This window comes from Nonomuraea sp. CA-218870 (genome assembly GCF_050936535.1).
GTDB lineage: Bacteria > Actinomycetota > Actinomycetes > Streptosporangiales > Streptosporangiaceae > Nonomuraea > Nonomuraea corallina.
Genome location: NZ_JBNJMN010000001.1, coordinates 5,849,292 through 5,869,429, shown reverse-complemented (window position 1 = coordinate 5,869,429; position 20,138 = coordinate 5,849,292). Strand labels below are relative to the sequence as shown.

The 20,138-nt window shown below is 73.6% G+C and carries 14 protein-coding genes; 6 read left to right on the top strand and 8 right to left on the bottom strand.

Annotated elements, in window-relative coordinates:
* Window positions 1-5 precede the first annotated feature (5 nt).
* Window positions 6-548, bottom strand: a complete 543-nt coding sequence (locus ACQEUU_RS27930) for a YbhB/YbcL family Raf kinase inhibitor-like protein (RefSeq protein WP_433071421.1) — start codon at window positions 546-548, stop codon at window positions 6-8.
* A gap of 148 nt (window positions 549-696) precedes the next feature.
* On the opposite strand from ACQEUU_RS27930, the gene ACQEUU_RS27925 reads away from it, so the two are divergent.
* Window positions 697-3,924, top strand: coding sequence for a BTAD domain-containing putative transcriptional regulator (locus ACQEUU_RS27925; protein WP_433071419.1), 3,228 nt, complete (start codon window positions 697-699; stop codon window positions 3,922-3,924).
* 10 nt (window positions 3,925-3,934) lie between these two features.
* On the opposite strand, the gene ACQEUU_RS27920 is transcribed toward ACQEUU_RS27925, so the two are convergent.
* Both ACQEUU_RS27920 and ACQEUU_RS27915 read right to left on the bottom strand, forming a co-directional pair.
* On the bottom strand, window positions 3,935-4,726 hold the full coding sequence (locus ACQEUU_RS27920; protein ID WP_433072013.1) for an ABC transporter permease: 792 nt from the start codon (window positions 4,724-4,726) through the stop codon (window positions 3,935-3,937).
* Window positions 4,727-4,731: 5 nt separating this feature from the next.
* Window positions 4,732-5,721 (bottom strand): ATP-binding cassette domain-containing protein, encoded by a 990-nt coding sequence (locus ACQEUU_RS27915; RefSeq protein WP_433071417.1) that lies wholly within the window; start codon window positions 5,719-5,721, stop codon window positions 4,732-4,734.
* 96 nt (window positions 5,722-5,817) lie between these two features.
* Here ACQEUU_RS27915 and ACQEUU_RS27910 point away from each other — a divergent pair, with 96 nt between their 5' ends.
* Together ACQEUU_RS27910 and ACQEUU_RS27905 are read left to right on the top strand one after the other, a co-directional pair.
* A complete protein-coding gene (locus tag ACQEUU_RS27910; protein ID WP_433071415.1) occupies window positions 5,818-6,339 on the top strand; it encodes a PH domain-containing protein in 522 nt (173 codons plus the stop codon).
* Entirely contained in the window at window positions 6,336-8,030 is a 1,695-nt protein-coding gene (locus ACQEUU_RS27905; protein WP_433071413.1) for a PH domain-containing protein, read from the top strand. Before ACQEUU_RS27910 ends, ACQEUU_RS27905 begins: the two co-directional genes overlap by 4 nt.
* 175 nt (window positions 8,031-8,205) lie before the next feature.
* Here ACQEUU_RS27905 and sepH read toward each other — a convergent pair whose 3' ends face one another.
* The 4 genes from sepH to ACQEUU_RS27885 all read right to left on the bottom strand — a co-directional run bounded on the left by sepH (window position 8,206) and on the right by ACQEUU_RS27885 (window position 14,945).
* Window positions 8,206-11,073 (bottom strand): septation protein SepH, encoded by a 2,868-nt coding sequence (sepH, locus tag ACQEUU_RS27900; protein ID WP_433071412.1) that lies wholly within the window; start codon window positions 11,071-11,073, stop codon window positions 8,206-8,208.
* Window positions 11,074-11,616: 543 nt separating this feature from the next.
* A complete protein-coding gene (locus ACQEUU_RS27895) occupies window positions 11,617-12,897 on the bottom strand; it encodes a D-arabinono-1,4-lactone oxidase (protein WP_433071410.1) in 1,281 nt (426 codons plus the stop codon).
* Between the two features lie 50 nt (window positions 12,898-12,947).
* Window positions 12,948-13,619 carry a polysaccharide deacetylase family protein gene (locus ACQEUU_RS27890; protein ID WP_433071408.1) on the bottom strand — a complete coding sequence of 224 codons (672 nt, stop codon included), beginning with the start codon at window positions 13,617-13,619 and terminating at the stop codon, window positions 12,948-12,950.
* Between the two features lie 102 nt (window positions 13,620-13,721).
* Window positions 13,722-14,945, bottom strand: a complete 1,224-nt coding sequence (locus ACQEUU_RS27885; protein WP_433071406.1) for an MFS transporter — start codon at window positions 14,943-14,945, stop codon at window positions 13,722-13,724.
* A gap of 126 nt (window positions 14,946-15,071) precedes the next feature.
* Here ACQEUU_RS27885 and ACQEUU_RS27880 point away from each other — a divergent pair, with 126 nt between their 5' ends.
* On the top strand, window positions 15,072-16,250 hold the full coding sequence (locus tag ACQEUU_RS27880) for a lytic murein transglycosylase (RefSeq protein ID WP_433071404.1): 1,179 nt from the start codon (window positions 15,072-15,074) through the stop codon (window positions 16,248-16,250).
* On the opposite strand, the gene ACQEUU_RS27875 is transcribed toward ACQEUU_RS27880, so the two are convergent.
* A complete protein-coding gene (locus tag ACQEUU_RS27875) occupies window positions 16,241-17,206 on the bottom strand; it encodes a ferrochelatase (protein WP_433071403.1) in 966 nt (321 codons plus the stop codon). The genes ACQEUU_RS27880 and ACQEUU_RS27875 overlap by 10 nt on opposite strands.
* A 76-nt stretch (window positions 17,207-17,282) precedes the next feature.
* Here ACQEUU_RS27875 and ACQEUU_RS27870 point away from each other — a divergent pair, with 76 nt between their 5' ends.
* Complete coding sequence (locus tag ACQEUU_RS27870) at window positions 17,283-19,259, top strand: prolyl oligopeptidase family serine peptidase (protein WP_433071401.1); 1,977 nt, start codon at window positions 17,283-17,285, stop codon at window positions 19,257-19,259.
* Complete coding sequence (locus tag ACQEUU_RS27865) at window positions 19,259-20,074, top strand: inositol monophosphatase family protein (protein ID WP_433071399.1); 816 nt, start codon at window positions 19,259-19,261, stop codon at window positions 20,072-20,074. The genes ACQEUU_RS27870 and ACQEUU_RS27865 overlap by 1 nt, the downstream gene beginning before the upstream one ends.
* The last annotated feature ends 64 nt before the right edge of the window (window positions 20,075-20,138 follow it).

The following is a 20,138-nucleotide window of genomic DNA, read 5'->3' as shown; positions in this document are numbered from 1 at the left end:
CCCGCTCACTCGATGTTCACCGCCGTCAGCCGGCCGCGGGCGATGGTGAGATCCGCGATGCTTCGCAGCACCGTGGAGAGAGAGGCGTCCTCCTGCACCTCGACCTCCCCCTTCAGCGTGTAGACGCTGAAGCGGTAGGTGCCCTTGGGCGCGCAGGGAGGCTCGTAGCCCGCCTTGCCGCTGGTCACCTTGGCCTGCCCGGAACCCTCGGGAGGGCTCTCGGAGGCGTTGGGGCCCAGCTCGGTCATGGAGGCAGGGATGTTGTAGAGCACCCAGTAGACGCCGGACGACTCGGCGGAGTTGGAGTCGGCGACGATCGCCACCGTCTCCGCCTCCTCCAGAGGCCGGCTCGACCAGCGCAGCGGCGGACTGCCCTGGTCACCCAGACACGAGAACTGCCGCGGCAGCGGCCTGCCCTCGCGCAGATCCGGGCTGGAGACGTTGATCCGGGCGATCTCCTGCGCCTCCGACGTGCCGATGATGGCGCCGCATCCGGACACGACGAGCGCGGACGCCACCGCCGTCACAAGGACGGCGGCACGTCGCACGCGCCTCGTTCCGTTACACAACCCCATGTCGCACGATGCTACGCGCGTTGCGGCCATGGACCGACCGTTTCGAGAGGGTCCGTCAACGGTAAAGCCCGGGATATCCGCCAGAATCGTTGCCATGGACCGGGCGGGGGCGGACACGGACGTGAGTTTCGCCATACTCGGACCGCTGGAGGCGCGGCGAGACGGCGAGCCTGTGGAGATCGCGGGACAGCGCCTGCGGACCCTGCTCGGCCTGCTGGTTCTCGACGCCGGTCGCACCGTGCCGGTGGACCGGCTGATCTCCGGGATTTGGGACGACCGGGTGCCGTCCGGGGTGGGCAACGCGTTGCAGGCGCTCATCTCCCGGCTGCGGGCCGCGCTCGGAAAAAACTCGGCGAGCCGGCTCGTCGTCGCCGAGCCCGCCGGCTACCGGCTCGCGGTGGAGCCGGACCGGGTGGACGCGCGCCGCTTCGTCTCCCTGGCCGACCGCGGCCAGGCCGCGCTGGCGGCCGGCGACCCGCGCGCGGCGGCGCAGGCACTGCATGAGGCGCTGGCGCTGTGGCGCGGGCCCGCGCTGGCGGGGCTGCCCGGCGACCTGATCGCCGCCGACGCGGCCCGGCTGGAAAGCCGCAGGCTGGCGGTGGCGGAGGACCGCGTCGAGGCCGAGCTGCGGCTCGGCCGGCACTCCGGCCTGCTGGAGGAGCTGTCGGGGCTGCTCGCCGCCCATCCGCTGCGCGAGCGCCTGCACGGCTTGCGCATGCGGGTCCTGTACGAGTCGGGCCGGCGGGTCGAGGCGCTGGCGGCGTACGAGTCCGCCCGGCGGACGTTCCGCGACGAGCTGGGCGCCGAACCGTCCCCCGGCCTGGCCGAACTCCACCTCACCATCCTGCGCGCCGTCCCCGGCCACCGGGGATCGAGCCCCGCGGCGTACCCGGACGCCCCGCCGGCGGCTCCCGGAGAGGCGGCCGCGCCGGCCGGCGCGGACCGTCCCCCGGGGGCGGCGAGCCGGAGGGGGAACCTGCGGGCCAGACTGACCAGCTTCGTCGGCAGGGAGGAGGACCTGCGCCACACCGCCCACCTGCTGGCGGGCAACCGCCTGGTCACCCTCGTCGGCCCCGGCGGCGCGGGCAAGACCCGGCTGGCCCTGGAGGTCGCCGAGGCCGTGGAGCCCGACACTCCCGACGGGGTGTGGATCGTGGAGCTGGCCGCCGCCCAGGACGCCGCCGGGGTCGTGCGGAGCCTGGTCAGCGCGCTGGAGATACGCGACGCGGTGCTGGCCCCCATGGGCGGCGCCCCCGTACCGAGGGAACCACTCGACCGGCTGACGGCGGCGCTGCGCGACCGGCGGCCGCTCGTCGTCCTCGACAACTGCGAGCACGTGGTCGAGCAGGCGGCCCGGGTCGCCGACCGGCTGCTCGCCGACTGTCCGGGGGTTCGCGTCCTGGCCACCAGCCGTGAGCCGCTCGGAATCACCGGCGAGGTCACCTGGGCACTGCCCCCGCTCGGCCTGCCGCCCGCGGACGCCACCCCGGGCCAGGCCGCCGCCTACCCGGCCGTCAGGCTGTTCGCCGACCGGGCCGCCGGCGTGCGCCCCGGCTACCGGGTGGGCGCCGACGCCGGAGCCGTCGCCGCCATCTGCCGGGCGCTCGACGGCATGCCGCTCGCCATCGAACTGGCCGCGGCCCGGCTGCGGTCGCTGACCGCGCAGGAGATCGCCGCCCGGCTCGGCGACAGGTTCCGGCTGCTCAGCAGCGGCAGCCGCACCGCGCAGCCGCGCCACCAGACACTCCGCGCCGTGGTCGAATGGAGCTGGAACCTGCTGGACGAACAGGAGCGGACGCTCGGCCGCCGCCTCTCGGTGTTCGCGGGCGGCGCGACGCTCGCCACGATCGAGCACCTGTACGGGGACGTGCTGGACCCGCTGGCACGGCTGGTCGACAAGTCGTTCGTGGTGTTCGACGGCGGCCGATACCGGATGCTGGAGACCATCCGCGCCTACGCCGCCGAACGCCTGGCCGAGTCGGGCGAGCTCGACGCGGTGCGGCGGGCCCACGCCCACCGGTTCACCCGCCTGGCCGAGGCGGCCGAACCGGGGCTGCGCACCGGGGAGCAGCTCGACCGGCTGGCCGAGCTCACCGCCGAGCACGAGAACCTCGCCGCCGCGTTGCGCTGGGCCGTCGGCGGCGGCGACGCCGAGCTGGGACTGCGCCTGGTCGGCGCGCTGGGCTGGTACTGGTGGCTGCGCGGGCACCGGGCCGAGGCCGCCGCGCGCGCCCGCGAGGCGCTGGCCGCCGCGGGACCGGACGCCGGCGGCGAGGCCAGAGCCGTCGCCCTGGTCGTGTATGTACTCAACGGCGTCGGCACCCTGCTGACCTGGGAGGAGGGCAGGCACGCGCTGGAGGAGACACGGCGCCTGGGCGGCGAGGCCCCGTCGCACCCGCTGATGGCGCTGGCCGGGCCGCTGTTCGTGCTCTACGGGAGCGGCCGGCCCAAGGACGAGGCGCTCGTGTGGGAGATGGACCGCCACGCCGACCCGTGGGTGGTGGCCACCGGGCGGCTGCTGCGCGGGCTCGTCCACTACGCGACCGGGCGGCTCGAGGACTCCGAGCGCGAGTCGCGGGCCGCGCTCGACGCCTACCGCGTCGTCGGCGACCGGTGGGGGATGGCCAACGCCTGCTCGACCCTGTCCAACGTGTACTTCCTGCGCGGCGAGTCCGAACGCGGCGTGGAGATCATGAAGGGCGCGCTGGAACTGGTGGACGAGCTCGGCAGCGTGGAGGACACCGCCTACATGCGGGCCCAGGTGGTGCTCGGGCTGAACCTGCTCGGCCGCCGCGAGGAGGCCGAGCGCCTGCTGCACGAGCTCACCCGGATGGTACGGGGCAGCGGCGACGAGATCGCCGAGGCGGGCGTGGCGGCCATCTGGGGGGAGTTCCGCCGCCATGACGGCGACCTGGAAGGGGCGCGCGAGCACTTCGCCCGGGCGCGGGCGCTCATGGACCGGGTCCCGGGAGTGCCGATCCAGATGGTGTCGGCGATCAACACCTCCATCGCCCTGATCGCCGTGCGCGACGGCGACCTGCCGCGGGCGCGGCGCCTGCTCGCGCTCGCGCTGGAGCAGGCCGGTGAGGGGCACGACGCACAGCTCACCGGCATCGTCGTGATCTCCTGCGCCGCCGTGGCGATGGCGGCGGGGCGGCCCGAGGACGCGGCGGCGCTGCTCGGCGGCGCCGAGACGATCAAAGGCTCGCACATGGTCGTGGACCACGACCATGTGCGGATCACCGCCGCCGCCGTGGCCGCGCTCGGGGAGCGGGAGTTCGCCCGCCACCGCGAACGCGGCCGCCTGATGAGCCAGGACGAGATCGTCGGACTCGGCCTGCGCGTGTGAATGACTCCATTCACACGTGGCGGCGGAAGACCCTGATCGCCAGCGGCGCGAACACCACCATGAACCCCGCCGCCCACAGCAGCGAGATCAGCGCGGGCCCGGCCACCGAGCCGCCGATCAGCAGGCCGCGGATCGCGTCGGACAGATGCGTCACCGGGTTGACCTTGGCCCAGGTCGCCAGCCAGCCGGGGAACGTGGCGGGATCGACCAGCGCGCTGCTCGTGAAGGTCAGCGGCATCATCACCGAGAAGGAGAACATCTGCACCTTCTCCGGGTTGGACGCCTTCAGCCCGATCAGCACCGACATCCATGACATGGCCAGCGCCACCACCACGAGCAGCGCCAGCGCCCCCAGCAACCCGGCCACCCCGGTGGTCACCCGGAAGCCCAGCACCATGCCGAACCCGACCAGCAGCGCGAACGCCCACACCTGCTTGAACGTGTCGGCGATGATCCGGCCGGCCAGCGGCGCGGAGCGGGCGATCGGCAGGCTGCGCAGCCGGTCGAAGACGCCCTTGGAGATGTCGGTGTTGAGGCCGATGGCCGTGGACAGGGTGTAGAACAGGGCGTTCTGCACCAGCAGGCCGGGCAGCGCGAACTGCAGGTAGTCGCCCGTCGACCCGGAGATCGCGCCGCCGAACACGTAGGTGAACAACAGCAGGAACATGATGGGCTGGATGCTCAGGTCCAGCAGCTCCCACGGATTGTGCTTGATCTGCACCAGGCTCCGCCAGGCCAGCGTCAGCGTCTGGCTCACCGTGGCGCCCGCGCTCACCCGCCTGGGCGGCGCCGGCAACGTCATCGCGGTCACGCGTAGACCTCCAGGTCGTCAGCCTTCTCGTCGCCGGTCTCGCGCTCCTCCGCGCGGTGCCCGGTCAGGGCCAGGAAGACCTCGTCGAGACTGGACTTGCGCAGCGTCAGCTCGGAGGCGATGATCCCCAGGTCGTCGAGGCGGCGGACGATCGCCGGCACCACGGCGGGGTCGCGCACGGCGGCCGTGACCCGCCCTCCCGACACCTCCGGAGGGTCGCCCACGATCTCCCCGACCACCGCGGACACCGTCGGCAACTGGTGGTCGGCGGCCGGCCGCACCTCCAGCACCTGCGCCCCCGTGGTGGCCTTGAGCTGGTCGGAGGTGCCCGAGGCGATCACCTTGCCATGGTCGAACACCACGATGTCGTCGGCCAGCTGGTCGGCCTCCTCGAGGTACTGAGTGGTCAGCAGCACGGTCACGCCGTCGGCCATCAGCCCCCGCACCACCCCCCACAGCTCGGTGCGGCTGCGCGGGTCGAGGCCGGTCGTCGGCTCGTCCAGGAACAGCACCTGCGGGCTGCCGACGAGGCTCGCCGCCAGGTCCAGCCGCCTGCGCATGCCTCCGGAGTAGGTCTTCGCGGCCCGGCCGCCCGCGTCGGTCAGATGGAACCTCTCCAGCAGCGCCGCCGCCCGACGCCGCGCGTCACTCCTGGACAGGCCCAGGAGCCGGCCGATCATCAAGAGGTTCTCGACACCGGTCAGCATCTCGTCGACCGCCGCGTACTGGCCCGTCAGCCCGATCAGCGAGCGCACCTGATGCGCCTGGCTCGTCACGTCGAACCCGAGCACCGACGCCCGGCCCGCGTCAGGCGTCAGCAACGTCGCCAGGATGCGCACCGCCGTGGTCTTGCCCGCCCCGTTGGGGCCCAGCACGCCCAGCAGTCTGCCCGGCGGCACGGCCAGGTCGACTCCGTCGAGCGCTCTGGTCTCCCCATAACGTTTGACCAGGCCCTGAGCCTCGATCGCATAGTGGTTCCCTGTCATGGGCACCACTCTGCCGGAGGGCACTGACATCCTCACGACGCCGATCCGGACAGAGCTGACAGATCGCTGACATGACGCGAGCCCTAAGCTGGTCCTGTGACGTCATCAGGTCCCTTGCGTGACCCCGCCAACCGCGTCTCGCCCCGGGCCCGCGGGCTCTGGCTGCTGGAGGCGCTGTTCGGGTTCGTGCTGCTCGTCGGCGGGTCGGTGCTGGCCGGCGGGTGGGTCGGCGGCAGCGGGTGGGCGTGGGTGCCTGAGTGGTTCGCCGCGCGGCCGTGGCTGCTGCCGGTCACGGTGGCGCTGCTGACAACGCCGTTCCTGGTGGCCGAGCCGTTCGTGCGGTACGCGGTGCACCGGTGGGAGCTGTCCGGCGACGTCGTCTACGCGCGGCAGGGATTCCTGACCAGAGAATGGGTGTTCGTGCCGGTCAGTCGCATCCAGACCGTCGACAAGGGGCAGGGATGGCTCGAACGGATGCTGGGGCTGGCGACGCTGGAGATCCGCACCGCCTCCCACGCCGGGTCGTCGACGATCAAAGGGCTGGACTTCCGGGTGGCGGCGGAGCTGGCGGAGGCGCTGGCGCACCGGGCCGAGCAGCTCAGGGACGACGCCACATGACCGACCCCGCCGACCAGCCTCCGACCCCGCCGTCCGGACCCGCGGTCCCGCCGTCCGGCGGCGCGAGCGGCTCACCGGAACGCGCGGACGACGGCGCCCCGCCCGGTCCGCGCGAAGGCGCCCGTCCCGGTCCGCAGGAGGGCGTCCCCTCCGGTCCGTACGGGGGCGTTCCGCCGGGGCCGTTTCCGGCACCGCTGCGGCTGAGCCCGAAGGTGCTGCTGATCGACCCCGTGCGGATGCTGCCTTCGCTGCTGGTGCCGCTGGTCGGCGTGCTCGTGGTGGGCGGCTTCTCGTCCCGGTCCTACCTGTGGGCGGCGTTCGGACTGGTCGGGACCGTGGTGGTCGCCGTCATCCGGTGGGCGACGTTCACGTACGAGATCGTGGGCGACCGGGTGGAGATCAAACGCTCGCTCATCAGCCGCTCGATCCGCACCATCCCGCTGGAGCGGGTACGCGGCGTCGACGTGTCCACCCCGCCCATGCACCGCCTCCTCGGCCTGTCCGTCCTGAAGATCGACACGGGCGCGACCGGCGGCGACGGCGAGGCCACCCTCGACGGCGTCACCGTCCAGGAGGCCGAACGGCTCAAACCCCTCCTGCTGCGCCGCGCCGGCACCGCCCCCGCGTCCGACGCCGGGCCCGCCGTGGAGAGCGCCGCCGACGCCGGACCCGCCGAGCGCGTCATCTTCGCCGTCCCCCGCAGGTGGCTGCTGTACGGGCCGCTGTCGGGCGCGTACCTGCTGACCCCGTTCGCGCTCGCCGGCGGCGCCATCGGCCTGGCCTTCCAGTGGGGCGACGATCTCGGCTTCGGCCAGGACGCCGCCTGGAACGTCGGCGAGTGGCTGTGGGCGCGCCCGTCGCTGCTGGTGGCGGCCGTGGTGCTGCTGGTGGCCGCGATGCCGTTCGCGGGCGGCGTCATGTACGCGGTCTTCAACTGGGACTTCCGGCTCAAGCGGCGCGACGGCTACCTCGTGGCCGAGCGGGGGCTGATCAACCGGCGCAGCGTGTCGCTGGAGTCGCGGCGGGTGCGCGGCTACGAGATCGTCGACGGGCTCGCCGAACGCTGGGTCGGCGTCGTCCGCGCCTGGGCCATCGTCACCGGCCTCGGCGACTCCGAGACCCGCGGCCAGCTCCTGCCGGTCGTCCCGCGCGCCGACGCCACCACGGTCACCGGCGAGGCCATCGGCCCCTACCGGTCCAGCCTGCGCCCTCACCCGCCGATCGCCCGCAACCGCCGCCTGTTCAGAGCCGTCTTCCCGTGGCTGATCCCGGCCGCGGCGGCCGGACTGCTGCTCCTGCTGACCGGGTCGGCCGCGTGGTCGGTGCTGCTCGTGGCGGCCCTGATCCTGGCCGCTCTCGGGGTTCCCCTCGGGCTCGACCGGTACCGCTCGCTCGGCCACGGCTACGACGGCGAGCGGGTGGCGGTACGCTCCGGCTCCCTCAGACGGTCCATGGCGGTCGTGGAACGGCGCGCCGTGGTGGGCTGGCGGCTTCGCCAGACATGGTTCCAGCGGCGGGCGGGCGTCCTCACCCTGACCGTGGGGGCCGGCGCCGGCAAGGGCGGCTACTCGGCCATCGACGTCTCGGAGGCCCAGGCCAGGAATTTTCCCGCCGAGGTGACACCCGAATGGCTGGCCCCTTTCCTCAACGCCCCGCCCACCGGCACCCCGCGCCCGCCCACCCCCGGCTGACCGAACCTCCGGGGCTCCCGGCTCCTGTACTTCGAGCTGTTGAACTCCCGGTTCGATGCTTCAGGCCGGCGGGGGCGTGACGGGCGGCCGTGCGTGGCGTGGTCGAGCGCTTCCCGCAGGTCCGGCATCTCCGGGCCGGTCGGCCATGGGCTGTGGCGGAAAGCGCTCGCGGGCGTCAGTCCTGGCGGCGGGCGCCGAACATGATCTCGTCCCACGTCGGCACGGAGGCGCGGCGGCCACGCGAACCCTTGCGCGCCTGCCTAGCCGGGGTCGGCTTGGGCGCGGGTGTCGGCGCGGGCGGCTCCTCCTTGGCCGGAGGCTCCTGCTTGACCTGGTCGTCCTTGCTCGTCCGGGCGGCGGGCACCGCCTTGCCGCCCTTGGGCTGCGGCTTGCGTCCGCCACCCGCCGGTTCCGGCCCGGCCGCCTTCTTCGCGGGCGCTCCGGCCCGTACGGGGGCGGCCTCGCTTTCCGGCTCCTCACGTACGGCGGGAGCGTCGGCGACCGCCGCCCCGCCGGCAGCCGGCGCGTCGGCGGCCCGCTCCCGGTTCGGCGCGTCGGCCTTGGAGTCCTCCGGCTCACGGGCGGCGGCCTCAGCCGGAGACTCCCCGGCCTCGCCACCGGCAGCCGCCGCCGCAGCGGAGGCTTCACCGGCCGCGGTGTCACCGGTGGCGTCCGCGTCGCCTGTCGAGGCTTCAGCCTCGGCGGTGACGGCAGGCGCGTCTCCAGCCTCGGCATGGGTGTGCGGAGAGTCGGCGGTCGCGTCCCCGGCCTTGGCGCTGGCAGCGACGGTGGTCGCATCTTCGGCCTTGGCAGTGCCGGTGGTCACGTCCTCGGCCTGGGCCTTGGCCGTGGCGGTGGTCGCGTTCCCTGCCGTGGCAGGGGTGTCCGCAGGGGCGGCGCCCGTGTCTCCAGCCTTGGCGGTCGCGCCCGCGGCATCGGTGGCCGTGTCCGCCGGATCAGCGGTCAGCCCTTCTGCGGTGGCCGCCGGCTTGCCAGTCACCCCGTCCGTGTCGGCAGTTCCAGTCGCCCCGTCCGTGCTGGCGGCTTCGGTGGCTCCGCCCGTGTCGGCGGCTTCGGTCGCCGCGTTCTCGGCGGTCGCGGTCGCCGCTTCCGCGGCAACAGGCTGGGCGGCGGGTGCCTCGGGCCGCGCGGGCGAGGTTTCGGCCTGCTCGGCCGAGGTGGTCGGCGGCGGAGTCTCGGGTCGCGCGGCCGGTGTCGGCTGTGCAGGCGTCGCGGTCTGCCCGGCCGGTGTCGGCTGTGCAGGCGGCGTCGCGGTCTGCACAGCCGGTCCTGTCTGCGCGGCTGGTGCCGTCCGCGTGGGTGAGGCTTCGGTCTGGGCGCCTGGAGCCGTCTGGTCGGATGGCGTCTTCGGCTGTGCGGCCGCTGCCGCAGGCTCGTCCGCCGAGCCGGCGCGCGTGCCGGGTGCGCCGTCGCCGGTGGGCGTCGTGGTGCCGGATGTCGCCGCAGGTTGGGCTGTGGGCGACGCGGACTGCGGGGATGCCGCTCCGGGCCGTTCGGCCGAGGTCTGCGCTGCGGGCGTCTCCGGTCGCCGGTCGACCGCCGCGCCGGTCCCGGCGTCCTCCGCAGGGATACCGCTCCTGGTGTCCGGGGCGGAGGTCTCGGCGGCGGCGTTCGCGGCGGACGGGGCGTGGGTCTCGGCGGCGCTGTCCGTGGCGGACGGGGCGTGGGTCCTGGCAGGCCCGGGAGCCGGTGTCGTGGCGGTGGGGGAGGGGCCCGACGCGTGGGCGGCGGGCGCCTCGGTGGTGGACGCGACGGCCTCCGAAGACGGCGCGGCGGTTTCCGGAGACGGCGCGGCGGTCGGAGACGGCGGTGCCGAGGTCTGCGCGGACGCCGGGGCGGTGCTCTCGCGATGGGTGGTGGCCGACGACGGCTCCGCAACGGTGGGAGCGGCGTCGGTGAACGCCCGCTGGGCCGGCCGGTCGTCCGCAGGCTCCGGACGGGATGTGGGCTCTGGACGGGACGCGGACCCCGGATGGGACGCGGGGTGCGTGCCGGTCGGGCCTGCGTGGCCGGGATCGGGTGCTGTGGGACGGCCGGGGTGCGGGTGGGGGCGTCCGTGGTCCGGCTGTGGTGTGAAGGAGCGGTCGTCGGCGACCCGGTGGCCGGGGGCGGACGAGCGGTCACGGGTGACCCGGTCGTCGGCGGGCGCGTAGAAGGGCTGGGGCCGCGACGGGCCCACGTCCGGCAGCCAGGGGGAAGGGCCGCGGCGGGCGTCGTCGCGGGCGGGCGGCGCCGGGTCGGGGTCGTAGGCGGACGGCGGCAGGTCGGCGGGCACCTCGCGGGTCCGCGGGTCGTAGCCGACCGCCGGCTTCTCGGGCCCGGACTCCTGCCTGATCACGGACGGGAACGGCAGCGGGTCGGACGCCAGCGGCGGCACCGGCTGCAGCTTGGCCACCCGGGGCGCGAACGGGGTCACCGTGGTGTCCTCCACCACGGGATCGGGGTCGAAGTCGGCCGACGACAGGCGGTGGGCCTCGTCGTCGTGCGGGGTCACGTGGCGGCGGCGGGGGTCGAAGAGCCATTCGGCGTGGCGCGTGTGACCGTTCCACACGTAGCCGAGCTTGACCCGCCACAGGCCGTCGTCGCGCTTGGCGGAGTCCCAGTCGATCTCGTCGGTGGGCACGCCGCGCCGGGTCAGCCGCTCGGCCACCAGCTCGCCCAGCGTCGGGCCGGTCGCGGTCTCGCCGGGCATGCGGACCGTGACGCGCTGCGCCTGCTGGGCGACGTACTCACGCTCCTGGAGCACCGGCCCCTCGAACCAGCGGACCCGCTCGACCGGGATGCCGGCCGTGGCGGCGATCTCTTCCGCTGTCTCCCCGGCACGGATGCGGGCCTGGATCTCCTTGGGGCGCAACGGGCTCTCCACTTCGATCTCGTACTGACCGAGACGGGAGAAGTTGCCACGGACGGCAGCACGGAGCCGGTCGTCCACAGGAAGAGTGAAGCGCGTGCCCCGCCCGGCTGTAGCCAGCACGAGATAGGTGCCGTCCTCACTCACCGCGACGAGTCGGAGCTCCTGCATGCGAGTCCCTTCGTCAGCGTCGCCATTCTTCCCCCGGACCCTTGAGTCTCTCGCGTGTGCCGGTTGCCTGCCAGCACCGTACCCGGCATGTCCGAACATCGCCTTGCCGGGATAGCTCCGGGGCGATGTGACGCCGGTCACATTTGAGGATTCCATCCTTTCAGAGACCGCCCGTGCGCAGGAGGAGGTTGGGCGTCCTCGTCGGATTGTGGCGCATCGGACGGCGGCCCGGCGCCAGAAGGCGGGCGCGCGGCCCGCTCTCCTCGGCCGCGGCGGGCCGGACGGCGCGGCGAAGCGGCGTGGTGGTCACGGCGCCGGCGGCACGAGTGGCAGCACAGACGGCAGCGCAGGCGGCAGCGCAGGCGGCGCAAGTGGCGGCGCAGGTGATCGGGGCCGCGGGCACGTGCGCGGCGGCCGGGCCGGAACGTCGGGGCACGATGGACCAGGCTGCCCCGCGCGCCGCTCGTGCGGGGGCGCGACACGCGCTCCCGCCTGTTCGGGCGACGGTTCTTTACCCGGGGCAGACCTGCCGGGCCCTCGGCGTCAGGGACCGAGCACCCGGTCCAGGTAGTCGTTGCCGAAGAGGCGGTCCGGGTCCAGCCGGTCGCGCAGGGCGGTGAAATCGGCGAAACGCGGATACACGCCCGAGAGGTACGCGGCGTCCCTGGTGTGTAGCTTGCCCCAGTGCGGGCGGCCGCCCAGCCTGGTCATGATCTCCTCGACGCCCTGGAAGTACGCCGGGTTAGGGGTCCGCCGGTAGACGTGGCAGGCCACGTACGCGGTCGGTCTGCCGTACGCGGTCGACAGCCAGGCGTCGCTCGGCGGCGTCACCCGTACCTCGACCGGGAAGGTGATCTTCCAGCCCATCCGGTCGACCAGGTCACGCGTCTCGCGCAGCGCCTGCCCCAGCCGCTCGCGCGGGATCGCGTACTCGGTCTCCAGGAACCGCACGTCCCGCCGCGCGGTGAAGACCTTGTACGAGGCGTCGACGGACTCGGAGTCGCCCAGGGCGGCGGCGCTGACGGCGTTGATCCGGGGGATCAGGCCCGGCAGGCGCGCGCCGACCGCGCAGGCGGCGCCGAAGACGGTGTTCTCCAGGAACACGGCGTCCAGCCAGTGCCGGAACGCGCTCGGCGGCGCGGCCGGCCCCGGATGCCGGTTGTTGGTCTTGACCAGGCACGCGTCGGTGTGCGGCAGCCAGAAGAAGTCCAGGTGCTCGTGCTCGCCGGTCAGGGCGTCGAGCGAGTCGAGGATGCGGCTGAGCGGCATCCGCCGGCGCCGGTGGTGCAGCAGGAACGCCGGCTCCACCCGGAAGGTGACCGCCGTGAGCACGCCGAGCGCGCCCAGCCCGACCCGGGCGGCGTCGAACAGGTCCTCGCCGGGTGAGGCGGTGACCGTCGAGCCGTCGGCCGTCACCAGTTCCAGGCCGGTCACCTGGTCGGCCAGGCCGCCGGCGTCGCGGCCGGTGCCGTGCGTGCCCGTCTGGATGGCGCCCGCGACGGTCTGCTCGGTGATGTCGCCCATGTTGGCCAGGGCCAGGCCGCGCTCGGCGAGCAGCGCGTTCAGCGTCTTGAGCGGGGTGCCGGCCAGCACGGTGACCTGGTCCCCGGCCCAGGAGCGGACCCCGGTGAGCCCTTCGGGGCGCAGCAGGATCCCGTCGGTCAGGGCCACCCCGGTGAAGGAGTGGCCCGTGCCGGCCATGCGCAGCCGCCGCCCGCCCGCCGCCGCGTCCCGGACGGCGCGCGCCACGTCCTCGGCGGAGGCGGGGGTGCGCACCTCGGCGGGCGAGCAGGTCTGGTTGCCCGCCCAGTTGGTGAACGCCATGAGGGGGCTCTCCCTGGCTGGAGCATGGTCACGTTAAACGTGAACAATACTCACTGTTCCCAGCCTTCAGGTAGCGGGAAGACGTCGCCGGCCTTGAGGTTCTCGCCCTTGATGACGTCGTCGACGGTGACCAGGTGGTAGCCGCTGCGCTGCAGCGTCTTGATGATCGAGGGCATCGAGTCCACCGTCTGCTTCACCCAGTCGTGCATGAGGACGATGCTGTTGCCCTTGGCGACCGACAGGGTCTGCTTCTTGATCTTCTCTTCGTTCCTCGACTCCCAGTCGCGCGAGCCGCCGGTCCACAGGATGATCGGCATGCCGAACTCGGCCGCGATGTCCTGGACCGTGAGGTCCGACAGCCCGTACGGGGGACGCAGCAGCTTGGGCTCGACCCCGGCCGCCTTCTTGATCTCGTCGTTGGTCTTCTTGATCTCGCTGCGGATCGCGGCCTCGGTCGACTTGGTGAAGTCGGGGTGGGAGTAGCCGTGGTTGCCGATCGCGTGCCCCTCCTTCACCATCCGCTTGACGTAGGAGGGGCGGCTCTTCACGTACTGGCCCTGGAGGAAGAACGTGGCCTTGGCGTCGTACTTCTTCAGGGTGTCCAGCAGGGTGCCCGCGTACTGGCCCGGCCCGTCGTCGAAGGTGAGCGCCACGCACTTCACCTGCGAGCAGTCGACCTTCTTCTCCTTGGGGGCGGCGACCGCCGGCGCGGGCGCCGCCATCACCGCAACTGCCGCAATGGCCAGAAGTGAAGTCAAATGTCGGGACATAACTGTTGTTTCCAATGTGAAGGGTGATGCGAGGGATGTCCCGACGGTAGCGGATCAGGTCCGCACCGGTGAAGGCGCCTCCGGAAGTCTCAGCAAACCCGAACCTCCGACGCCCACGACGACCGCGAGCGCCGCGCACGCCAGCGAGAACCCGTAGGCGCTGGACGCGCCGAACATCTCGGTGAGCCTGCCGCCCGCCCACGCGCCGATCGCCACGCCGAGCCCGATCGAGGTCGAGATCCACGCCATGCCCTCGGTGAGCAGCGACGGCGGCACCAGCCGCTCGGTCAGGGAGAAGCCGGTGATGAGGGTCGGCGAGATGGCGAACCCCGCGACGAAGAGCGCGACCGCCATGACCGGCACCTGCCCGATGAACACGATCGGCAGCAGGCCGACGAGGAACAGGCCGAGCGTGCGGACGAACCGGCCGCGCAGCGAGATCCGCCAGTTGCGCGAGCCGAACCAGAGCCCCGACACCAGCGACCCGCCCGCGAACGCGGCCAGCAGGAACCCGGAGGCGCCCTTGACCCCGTGCTCGGCGGCGAACGCCACCGTGATCAGGTCGACCGAGCCGAAGACCGCGCCGAGGTTCAGGTAGACGCACGACAGCAGGGCGACGCCGGGGATGAGGATCGGGGTGCCACCGCCGCCACCGCCGCCGCCGCCGGCCGAGCGGGCGGGCCGCACCGGCGGCTGCGTGCGCCGCTGCAGCGCCAGCGCGATCGAGCCGGTGAACATGGCCACCATCGCCACGGCCAGGCCGGCGTACGGGTTCACGGCCGTGGCCAGCACGGTGACCAGCGCCGGCCCGGTGACGAAGATCACCTCGTCGGCGACGGACTCGAAGGCGAAGGCGGTGTGCAGCTTGGCCGATCCGGCGTGCAGGTGGCTCCAGCGGGCCCGGACCATCGACCCGAGCGACAGCGACGTGGTGCCGGTCAGCAGGGCGGCGGCGTACAGCGTCCACGCGGGCAGGCCGAGCCCGGCGCTGAGCATGAGCGCGACCACCGCGAGCGCGTTGACCACGGCGAACGGGATGATGATCAGGTTCTGGCCGAAGCGGTCGGCCAGCCGCCCGGACAGCGGGGCGGCGACGGCGAAGGCGAGGCTGCACACCGCGGACACGGCGCCGGCCACAGCGAACGACTCCGTGAGGCCCTCGACCAGCAGCACCACGCCGATGCCGAGCATGGACATCGGCCACCGTCCGATGAACCCCGCCAGCACGAACCCCTTGACCCCGGGCCCTGCGAGCAATCCCCGGTAAGGCCCGATCATTGCATTGTCTCCTTACGTCAAGGCATAACTTTGCGCATCGTCTGTCCGGATCGCAACAGTTTTCTCGGCGAGTGGATTAACGTGTCCCGGGTGTCCGGTCTTCCCTCTTTGCGCGCGGTATTACTGATGGTGACCGCCGTGCTCGTGGTGACGATCGCCGCAGGCGGCGTGGTGCTGGTCATGGGCGAGGACCCGTCGGAGAAGGCGGCACCCCGGCAGGCGGCGGGGCGCGGGGCCGAGCGGCAGACCGCCGGGCTCGACGAGCTCGTCCCCACCGCGCCCCCGACCGCGCCCCCGACCACTGCCCAGACCACGGCCCCCGTCAAGGAGTTCGGCGAGGGCGGCGCCGGGGTGACGCCCACGCCGCCGCGCGTGCTCGCCATCGCGTCCGCCGAGGTGCCCAAGGAGACCCGCTTCGCGCTGTCCGGGCTGAAGCACGTGCAGAAGGCCATCGTGGTGGACGCGGGCTCGGTCAAGGTGGCCGGCACCGGGCTCAACCTGCTCGCCGTCGACCAGGCCGACTTCCGGTCCTGGACGCCCAAGGCCGTCGCCGACCACCCCGGCGTGTGGAGCGCGCTGGCCAGGGGCGAGTTCGTCGCCGACGCGGCGACCGTGCGCGCGTACGGGCTCAAGCTCGGCGCCTACTACCAGGTCGACGGCGGCCCCCGGCTGCGGCTGGCCGCCGCCGCCCCGCTCGGGCTGAAGGGGGTCGATGCGCTGGTCGGCGCCGAGCTCGGCCGCACGCTCGGGCTGGCCCGCGGCGTGGCGGTGCTGCTGCACGGCCGGGAAGGCAAGATCAGCGAGGCGGCCGTGCGCCGGACGCTCGGCCCCTCCGCCCAGGTCGTCCTGCTCGACGCCGACCGGCGCCGCGCCCGCGTGCGGGAGCAGCCCGAGCAGCCCGAGCAGGCCGCCGTCACCACGGGCAGGCCGGGCAGCTACCTGGAGCTCTACAAGCAGGCCGCCGCCCGCTGCCCCGGCCTGTCGTGGACCGTGCTGGCCGCCATCGGCCAGGTGGAGAGCAGCCACGGCCGCAACAACGGCCCGTCGAGCGCCGGCGCGCTCGGGCCGATGCAGTTCATGCCCGCCACCTGGAAGGCCTACGGCGTCGACGGGGACGGCGACGGCAAGAAGGACATCTGGAGCCCGTACGACGCGGTGCCGGGCGCGGCCAACTACCTGTGCTCCACCGGCGCCGGCCAGGGCGGCGAGAAGCTGCGCAAGGCCATCTGGCACTACAACCACTCGTGGGACTACGTGGACAAGGTGCTCGGCATCGCCGACGCCTATGCCCGCTCCTACACCTGAGCGGGCCCGCGCCTCGGGGCCGGGCAGCAGGTGAGCGGGCAGGGCTCGGGCTCCGGCTCGTCCATCAGCTCGCGCACCATCCGCACGAACGCCGGGTGGGTGCCCGCCGTGGCGGCCCGCTCCATCGGCAGCCCGCGCTCCTCGGCGACCTGCCTGGCCTCGGTGTCGAGGTCGTAGACGACCTCCATGTGGTCGGAGACGAACCCGATCGGCACCAGCGCCACGGCCTTGGCGTCCAGCGCGCGCAGGTGGTCGCAGACGTCCGGCTCCAGCCACGGTACCTGCGGCGGGCCGCTGCGCGACTGCCACACCAGGTCCCACGGCGCGGTGCGGCCCAGCGCCTCGTTGACCAGCTCGGCCGTGCGGCGCAGCTGCGCCTCGTACAGGCCGCCCGACGGCCCGGCGGTGGCGGCCATCGAGACGGGGACGCTGTGGGCGGTGAACACCAGCCGGACGTCGTCCTGGCCGGCCCGGTCCCGGAGCCGCTCCAGCGCCTGCCGGGTGTGGTCGGCCATCGCCTCCACGAACCCGGGGTGGTCGCCGAAGTGGCGCAGCTTGACCAGCTCGGGGCCGCCCTCGAAGGAGATCCTGGCGATGTCCTCGTAGTACTGGCGGCAGCTGGAGTAGCCGGCGTAGGCGGAGGTGGCGAAGACCGCGGCCTTGCGCACCCCGTCGTCGGCCATCCGCCGTACGGTGTCCTCGCCGAACGGGCGCCAGTTGCGGTTGCCCCAGTAGACCGGCACGCCCGCCACCGGGCGCAGCGCCTCGACCAGGTCGCGGTTCTGCCCGTTGATCGGGCTGACCCCGCCGAAGCTCTGATAATGCTCGGCGACCTCCAGCAGGCGTTCGCGCGGGACGCCGCGGCCCCGGACCACGTTCTCCAGGAAGGGCATCACGTCGTCGGGCCCCTCGGGACCGCCGAACGACAGCACCAGCAACGCGTCGTAATCTGCCACGTGAACCAGCCTAGGGCGGCGTGCCGGTGGTCCCGCCAAGAGGCCGGTGGTCCCGCCAAGAGGTAGGTTCGGATAAGTGACCCCCTTTGACGATATCCGTGACTATGTAGCCATCCCTCGCGTCTCCTCGCTGAAGCTCTCCCCCGACGGCTCCCGGCTCGTCTCCGTGGTCCAGGCGCTCAATCCGGACGGCACGTCGTACGGCACCGCGCTGTGGGCGATCCCCCTCGACGCCGAGCCCTACCGCCTGACCCGTTCGGCCAAGGGCGAGGCGGCGGCGGAGTTCACCGCGGCGGGCGACCTGCTGTTCACCAGCGCGCGCCCCGATCCCACGACCGAGGACGGCGACGGCGAGACGGCCGCGCTCTGGCTGCTGCCCGCGGCGGGGGGCGAGGCGCGCCGGGTGGCCGAGCGCCCCGGCGGCATCGGCGCCTTCCGCACCGCCGGCGACACGGTCGTGTTCGCCTCCGACGTGCTCGACGGCGACGAGGCCGACGAGGCGGAGCGGCGCAAGGCCCGCAAGGACGCCGGGATCAGCGCGATCCTGCACGAGAGCTACCCGGTCCGCTCCTGGGACCACGACCTCGGCCCCGGCCGCCCCCGCCTGTTCGCCGGTCGGCTCGGCCCCGACGGACTGGAGCAGGTCCGCGAGCTCACCCCCGACCCGGGCGAGGCGCTGCGCGAGGCCGACTTCGCGCTCACCCCCGACGGCCGTACGGTGATCACCACCTGGCGGCCCCCGCTGCCCGCGGGGGAGCGGCGCGCCGAACTGGTCGCGATCGACGTCGAGTCCGGGGAACGGCGCCCGCTCTTCGCCGACGAGGGCCACGACTTCACCGGCCCGCTCGCCGTCTCGCCCGACGGCGCCAGGATCGCCTGCGTGCGGGAGCGGATCGCCGCCCCCGACCTGCCGACCCGCGCCGAGCTGTGGATCGGCGACCTGGCCTCGGGACAGGCGCGGGCGTACGCGCCGGACCTGGCCTCCCCGATGGACGTCGTGTGGGCGCCCGACTCCTCCTCCGTGTACGTCGCCGCCGACCATCAGGGCCGCCGCCCGGTCTTCCGCGTCCCGCTGGACGGAGAGGCGTCCCGGCTGACCGCCGACGACGCCGCGTACCTCGCGCTCAACGTCTCCGCGGACGGCGCCTCCCTGTACGCGCTGCGCAGCGGGATCGCGCTGGCCCCCGGCCCGGCCAGGATCGACGTCACCGGCGAGATCACCGACCTGCCCTCGCCCGCGCCGCGCCCCGAGGTCCCCGGCACGCTCACCGAGGTGACCGCGACCGCCGACGACGGCGTCACCGTCCGCGGCTGGCTGGTGCTGCCGGAAGGCGCCGGCGCCGCCGACCCGGCGCCGCTGCTGCTGTGGATCCACGGCGGCCCCGTCGCCTCCTGGAACGACTGGCAGTGGCGCTGGCAGGCCTGGATCATGGCAGCTCACGGCTACGCCGTGTTGATGCCGGACCCGGCCCTGTCCACCGGCTACGGTCAAGGCATGATCGACCGCGGCTGGGGCGACTGGGGCCCGCGCACCATGGCCGACCTGGACGCCATCGTGGACGCCGCCCTGGCCAGGGACGACCTCGACGCCGCGCGCACGGCCGCGATGGGCGGCTCCTTCGGCGGCTACATGGCCAACTGGATCGCCGGCCACAGCGACCGCTACCGCGCGATCGTCACCCACGCCTCGCTGTGGCACCTCGACCAGTTCGCCGGCACCACCGACGGGGCCATGTTCTGGCAGCGCGAGTTCGGCCCGCCCGGCGCCGAGCGTTACTCCCTGCTCTCCCCGCACCTCGCCCTCGACAAGATCACCACCCCGATGCTCGTCATCCACGGCGACAAGGACTACCGGGTGCCGATCGGCGAGGCCCTGCGGCTCTGGTGGGACCTGCGGCGCACCGGCGTGGAGTCGAAGTTCCTCTACTTCCCGGACGAGAACCACTGGATACTCAAGCCCGGCAACGTCGTCGCCTGGTACGAGACCGTCCTGGCCTTCCTCGGCCACCACGTGCTCGGCCAGGAGTGGAAGCGCCCGGAGTCGGTGGCCTGATGCCCGGCGCCACGACACCCGCCGGGTTCCTCCGGCTGGCCGAGGACATCGCCCGCGAGGCCGGCGACATGCTGCTCGCCAAGCGGCCCGCGATGTCCACCCGGTCCGCCGACATCCAGACCAAGTCCAGCCCCACCGACGTGGTCACCGTCCTGGACCGGGCCTCCGAGCAGCTCATCCGCGAGCGCATCCTGGCCGTCAGGCCCGGCGACCGGATCCTCGGCGAGGAGGAGGGTGACCATCCCGGCGAGACCGACGTGCGCTGGGTCGTCGACCCGATCGACGGCACCGTCAACTTCCTGTACGGGCTCTCCGACTGGGCGGTCTCCATCGCGGTCGAGGTGCGCGGCCGGGTGGTGGCGGGCGTGGTGAACGCGGCGGCGCGCGGCGAGGTGTTCACCGCCGCCGCGGGCGAGGGCGCCTGGCTCGGCGGCGAGAGGCTGCGCTGCAACCCCGCGGTGCCGCTCGGGCAGGCGCTGGTCGCCACCGGGTTCGGCTACGACGCGGCGCGGCGGGCCGTCCAGGCGGAGGTGCTGACGGCGGTGCTGCCGCGGGTGCGCGACATCAGGCGCGGCGGGTCGTGCGCCGTCGACCTGTGCTCGGTGGCCTGCGGGCGGGTCGACGCGTACTACGAGCGAGGCGTCAACTACTGGGACTACGCGGCGGCCGGGCTGGTCGCCGCCGAGGCGGGGGCCAGGATCGGCGGGCTGAACGGCAGGCCGTACAACGGCGACCTGACGCTCTGCGCGGCGCCGGGGCTGTTCGAGGACCTGCACGATCTGCTCGCGCCGCTCGACCCGGAACGCGACGCCTGAGACACGGCGACGGCCGGGACCCCTCCTCCCGGGCACCGGCCGTCTGCCTACCGCGTCAGCGCGG

Coding starts and splice junctions, on each gene's coding strand:
- ACQEUU_RS27920 (WP_433072013.1), bottom strand. CDS start 4,726: ATGACGTTGCCGGCGCCGCCCAGGCGGGTGAGCGCGGGCGCCACGGTG.
- ACQEUU_RS27880 (WP_433071404.1), top strand. CDS start 15,072: ATGGTGACCGCCGTGCTCGTGGTGACGATCGCCGCAGGCGGCGTGGTG.
- ACQEUU_RS27895 (WP_433071410.1), bottom strand. CDS start 12,897: ATGGCGTTCACCAACTGGGCGGGCAACCAGACCTGCTCGCCCGCCGAG.
- ACQEUU_RS27885 (WP_433071406.1), bottom strand. CDS start 14,945: ATGATCGGGCCTTACCGGGGATTGCTCGCAGGGCCCGGGGTCAAGGGG.
- ACQEUU_RS27915 (WP_433071417.1), bottom strand. CDS start 5,721: ATGACAGGGAACCACTATGCGATCGAGGCTCAGGGCCTGGTCAAACGT.
- ACQEUU_RS27890 (WP_433071408.1), bottom strand. CDS start 13,619: ATGGCGGCGCCCGCGCCGGCGGTCGCCGCCCCCAAGGAGAAGAAGGTC.
- ACQEUU_RS27905 (WP_433071413.1), top strand. CDS start 6,336: ATGACCGACCCCGCCGACCAGCCTCCGACCCCGCCGTCCGGACCCGCG.
- ACQEUU_RS27865 (WP_433071399.1), top strand. CDS start 19,259: ATGCCCGGCGCCACGACACCCGCCGGGTTCCTCCGGCTGGCCGAGGAC.
- sepH (WP_433071412.1), bottom strand. CDS start 11,073: ATGCAGGAGCTCCGACTCGTCGCGGTGAGTGAGGACGGCACCTATCTC.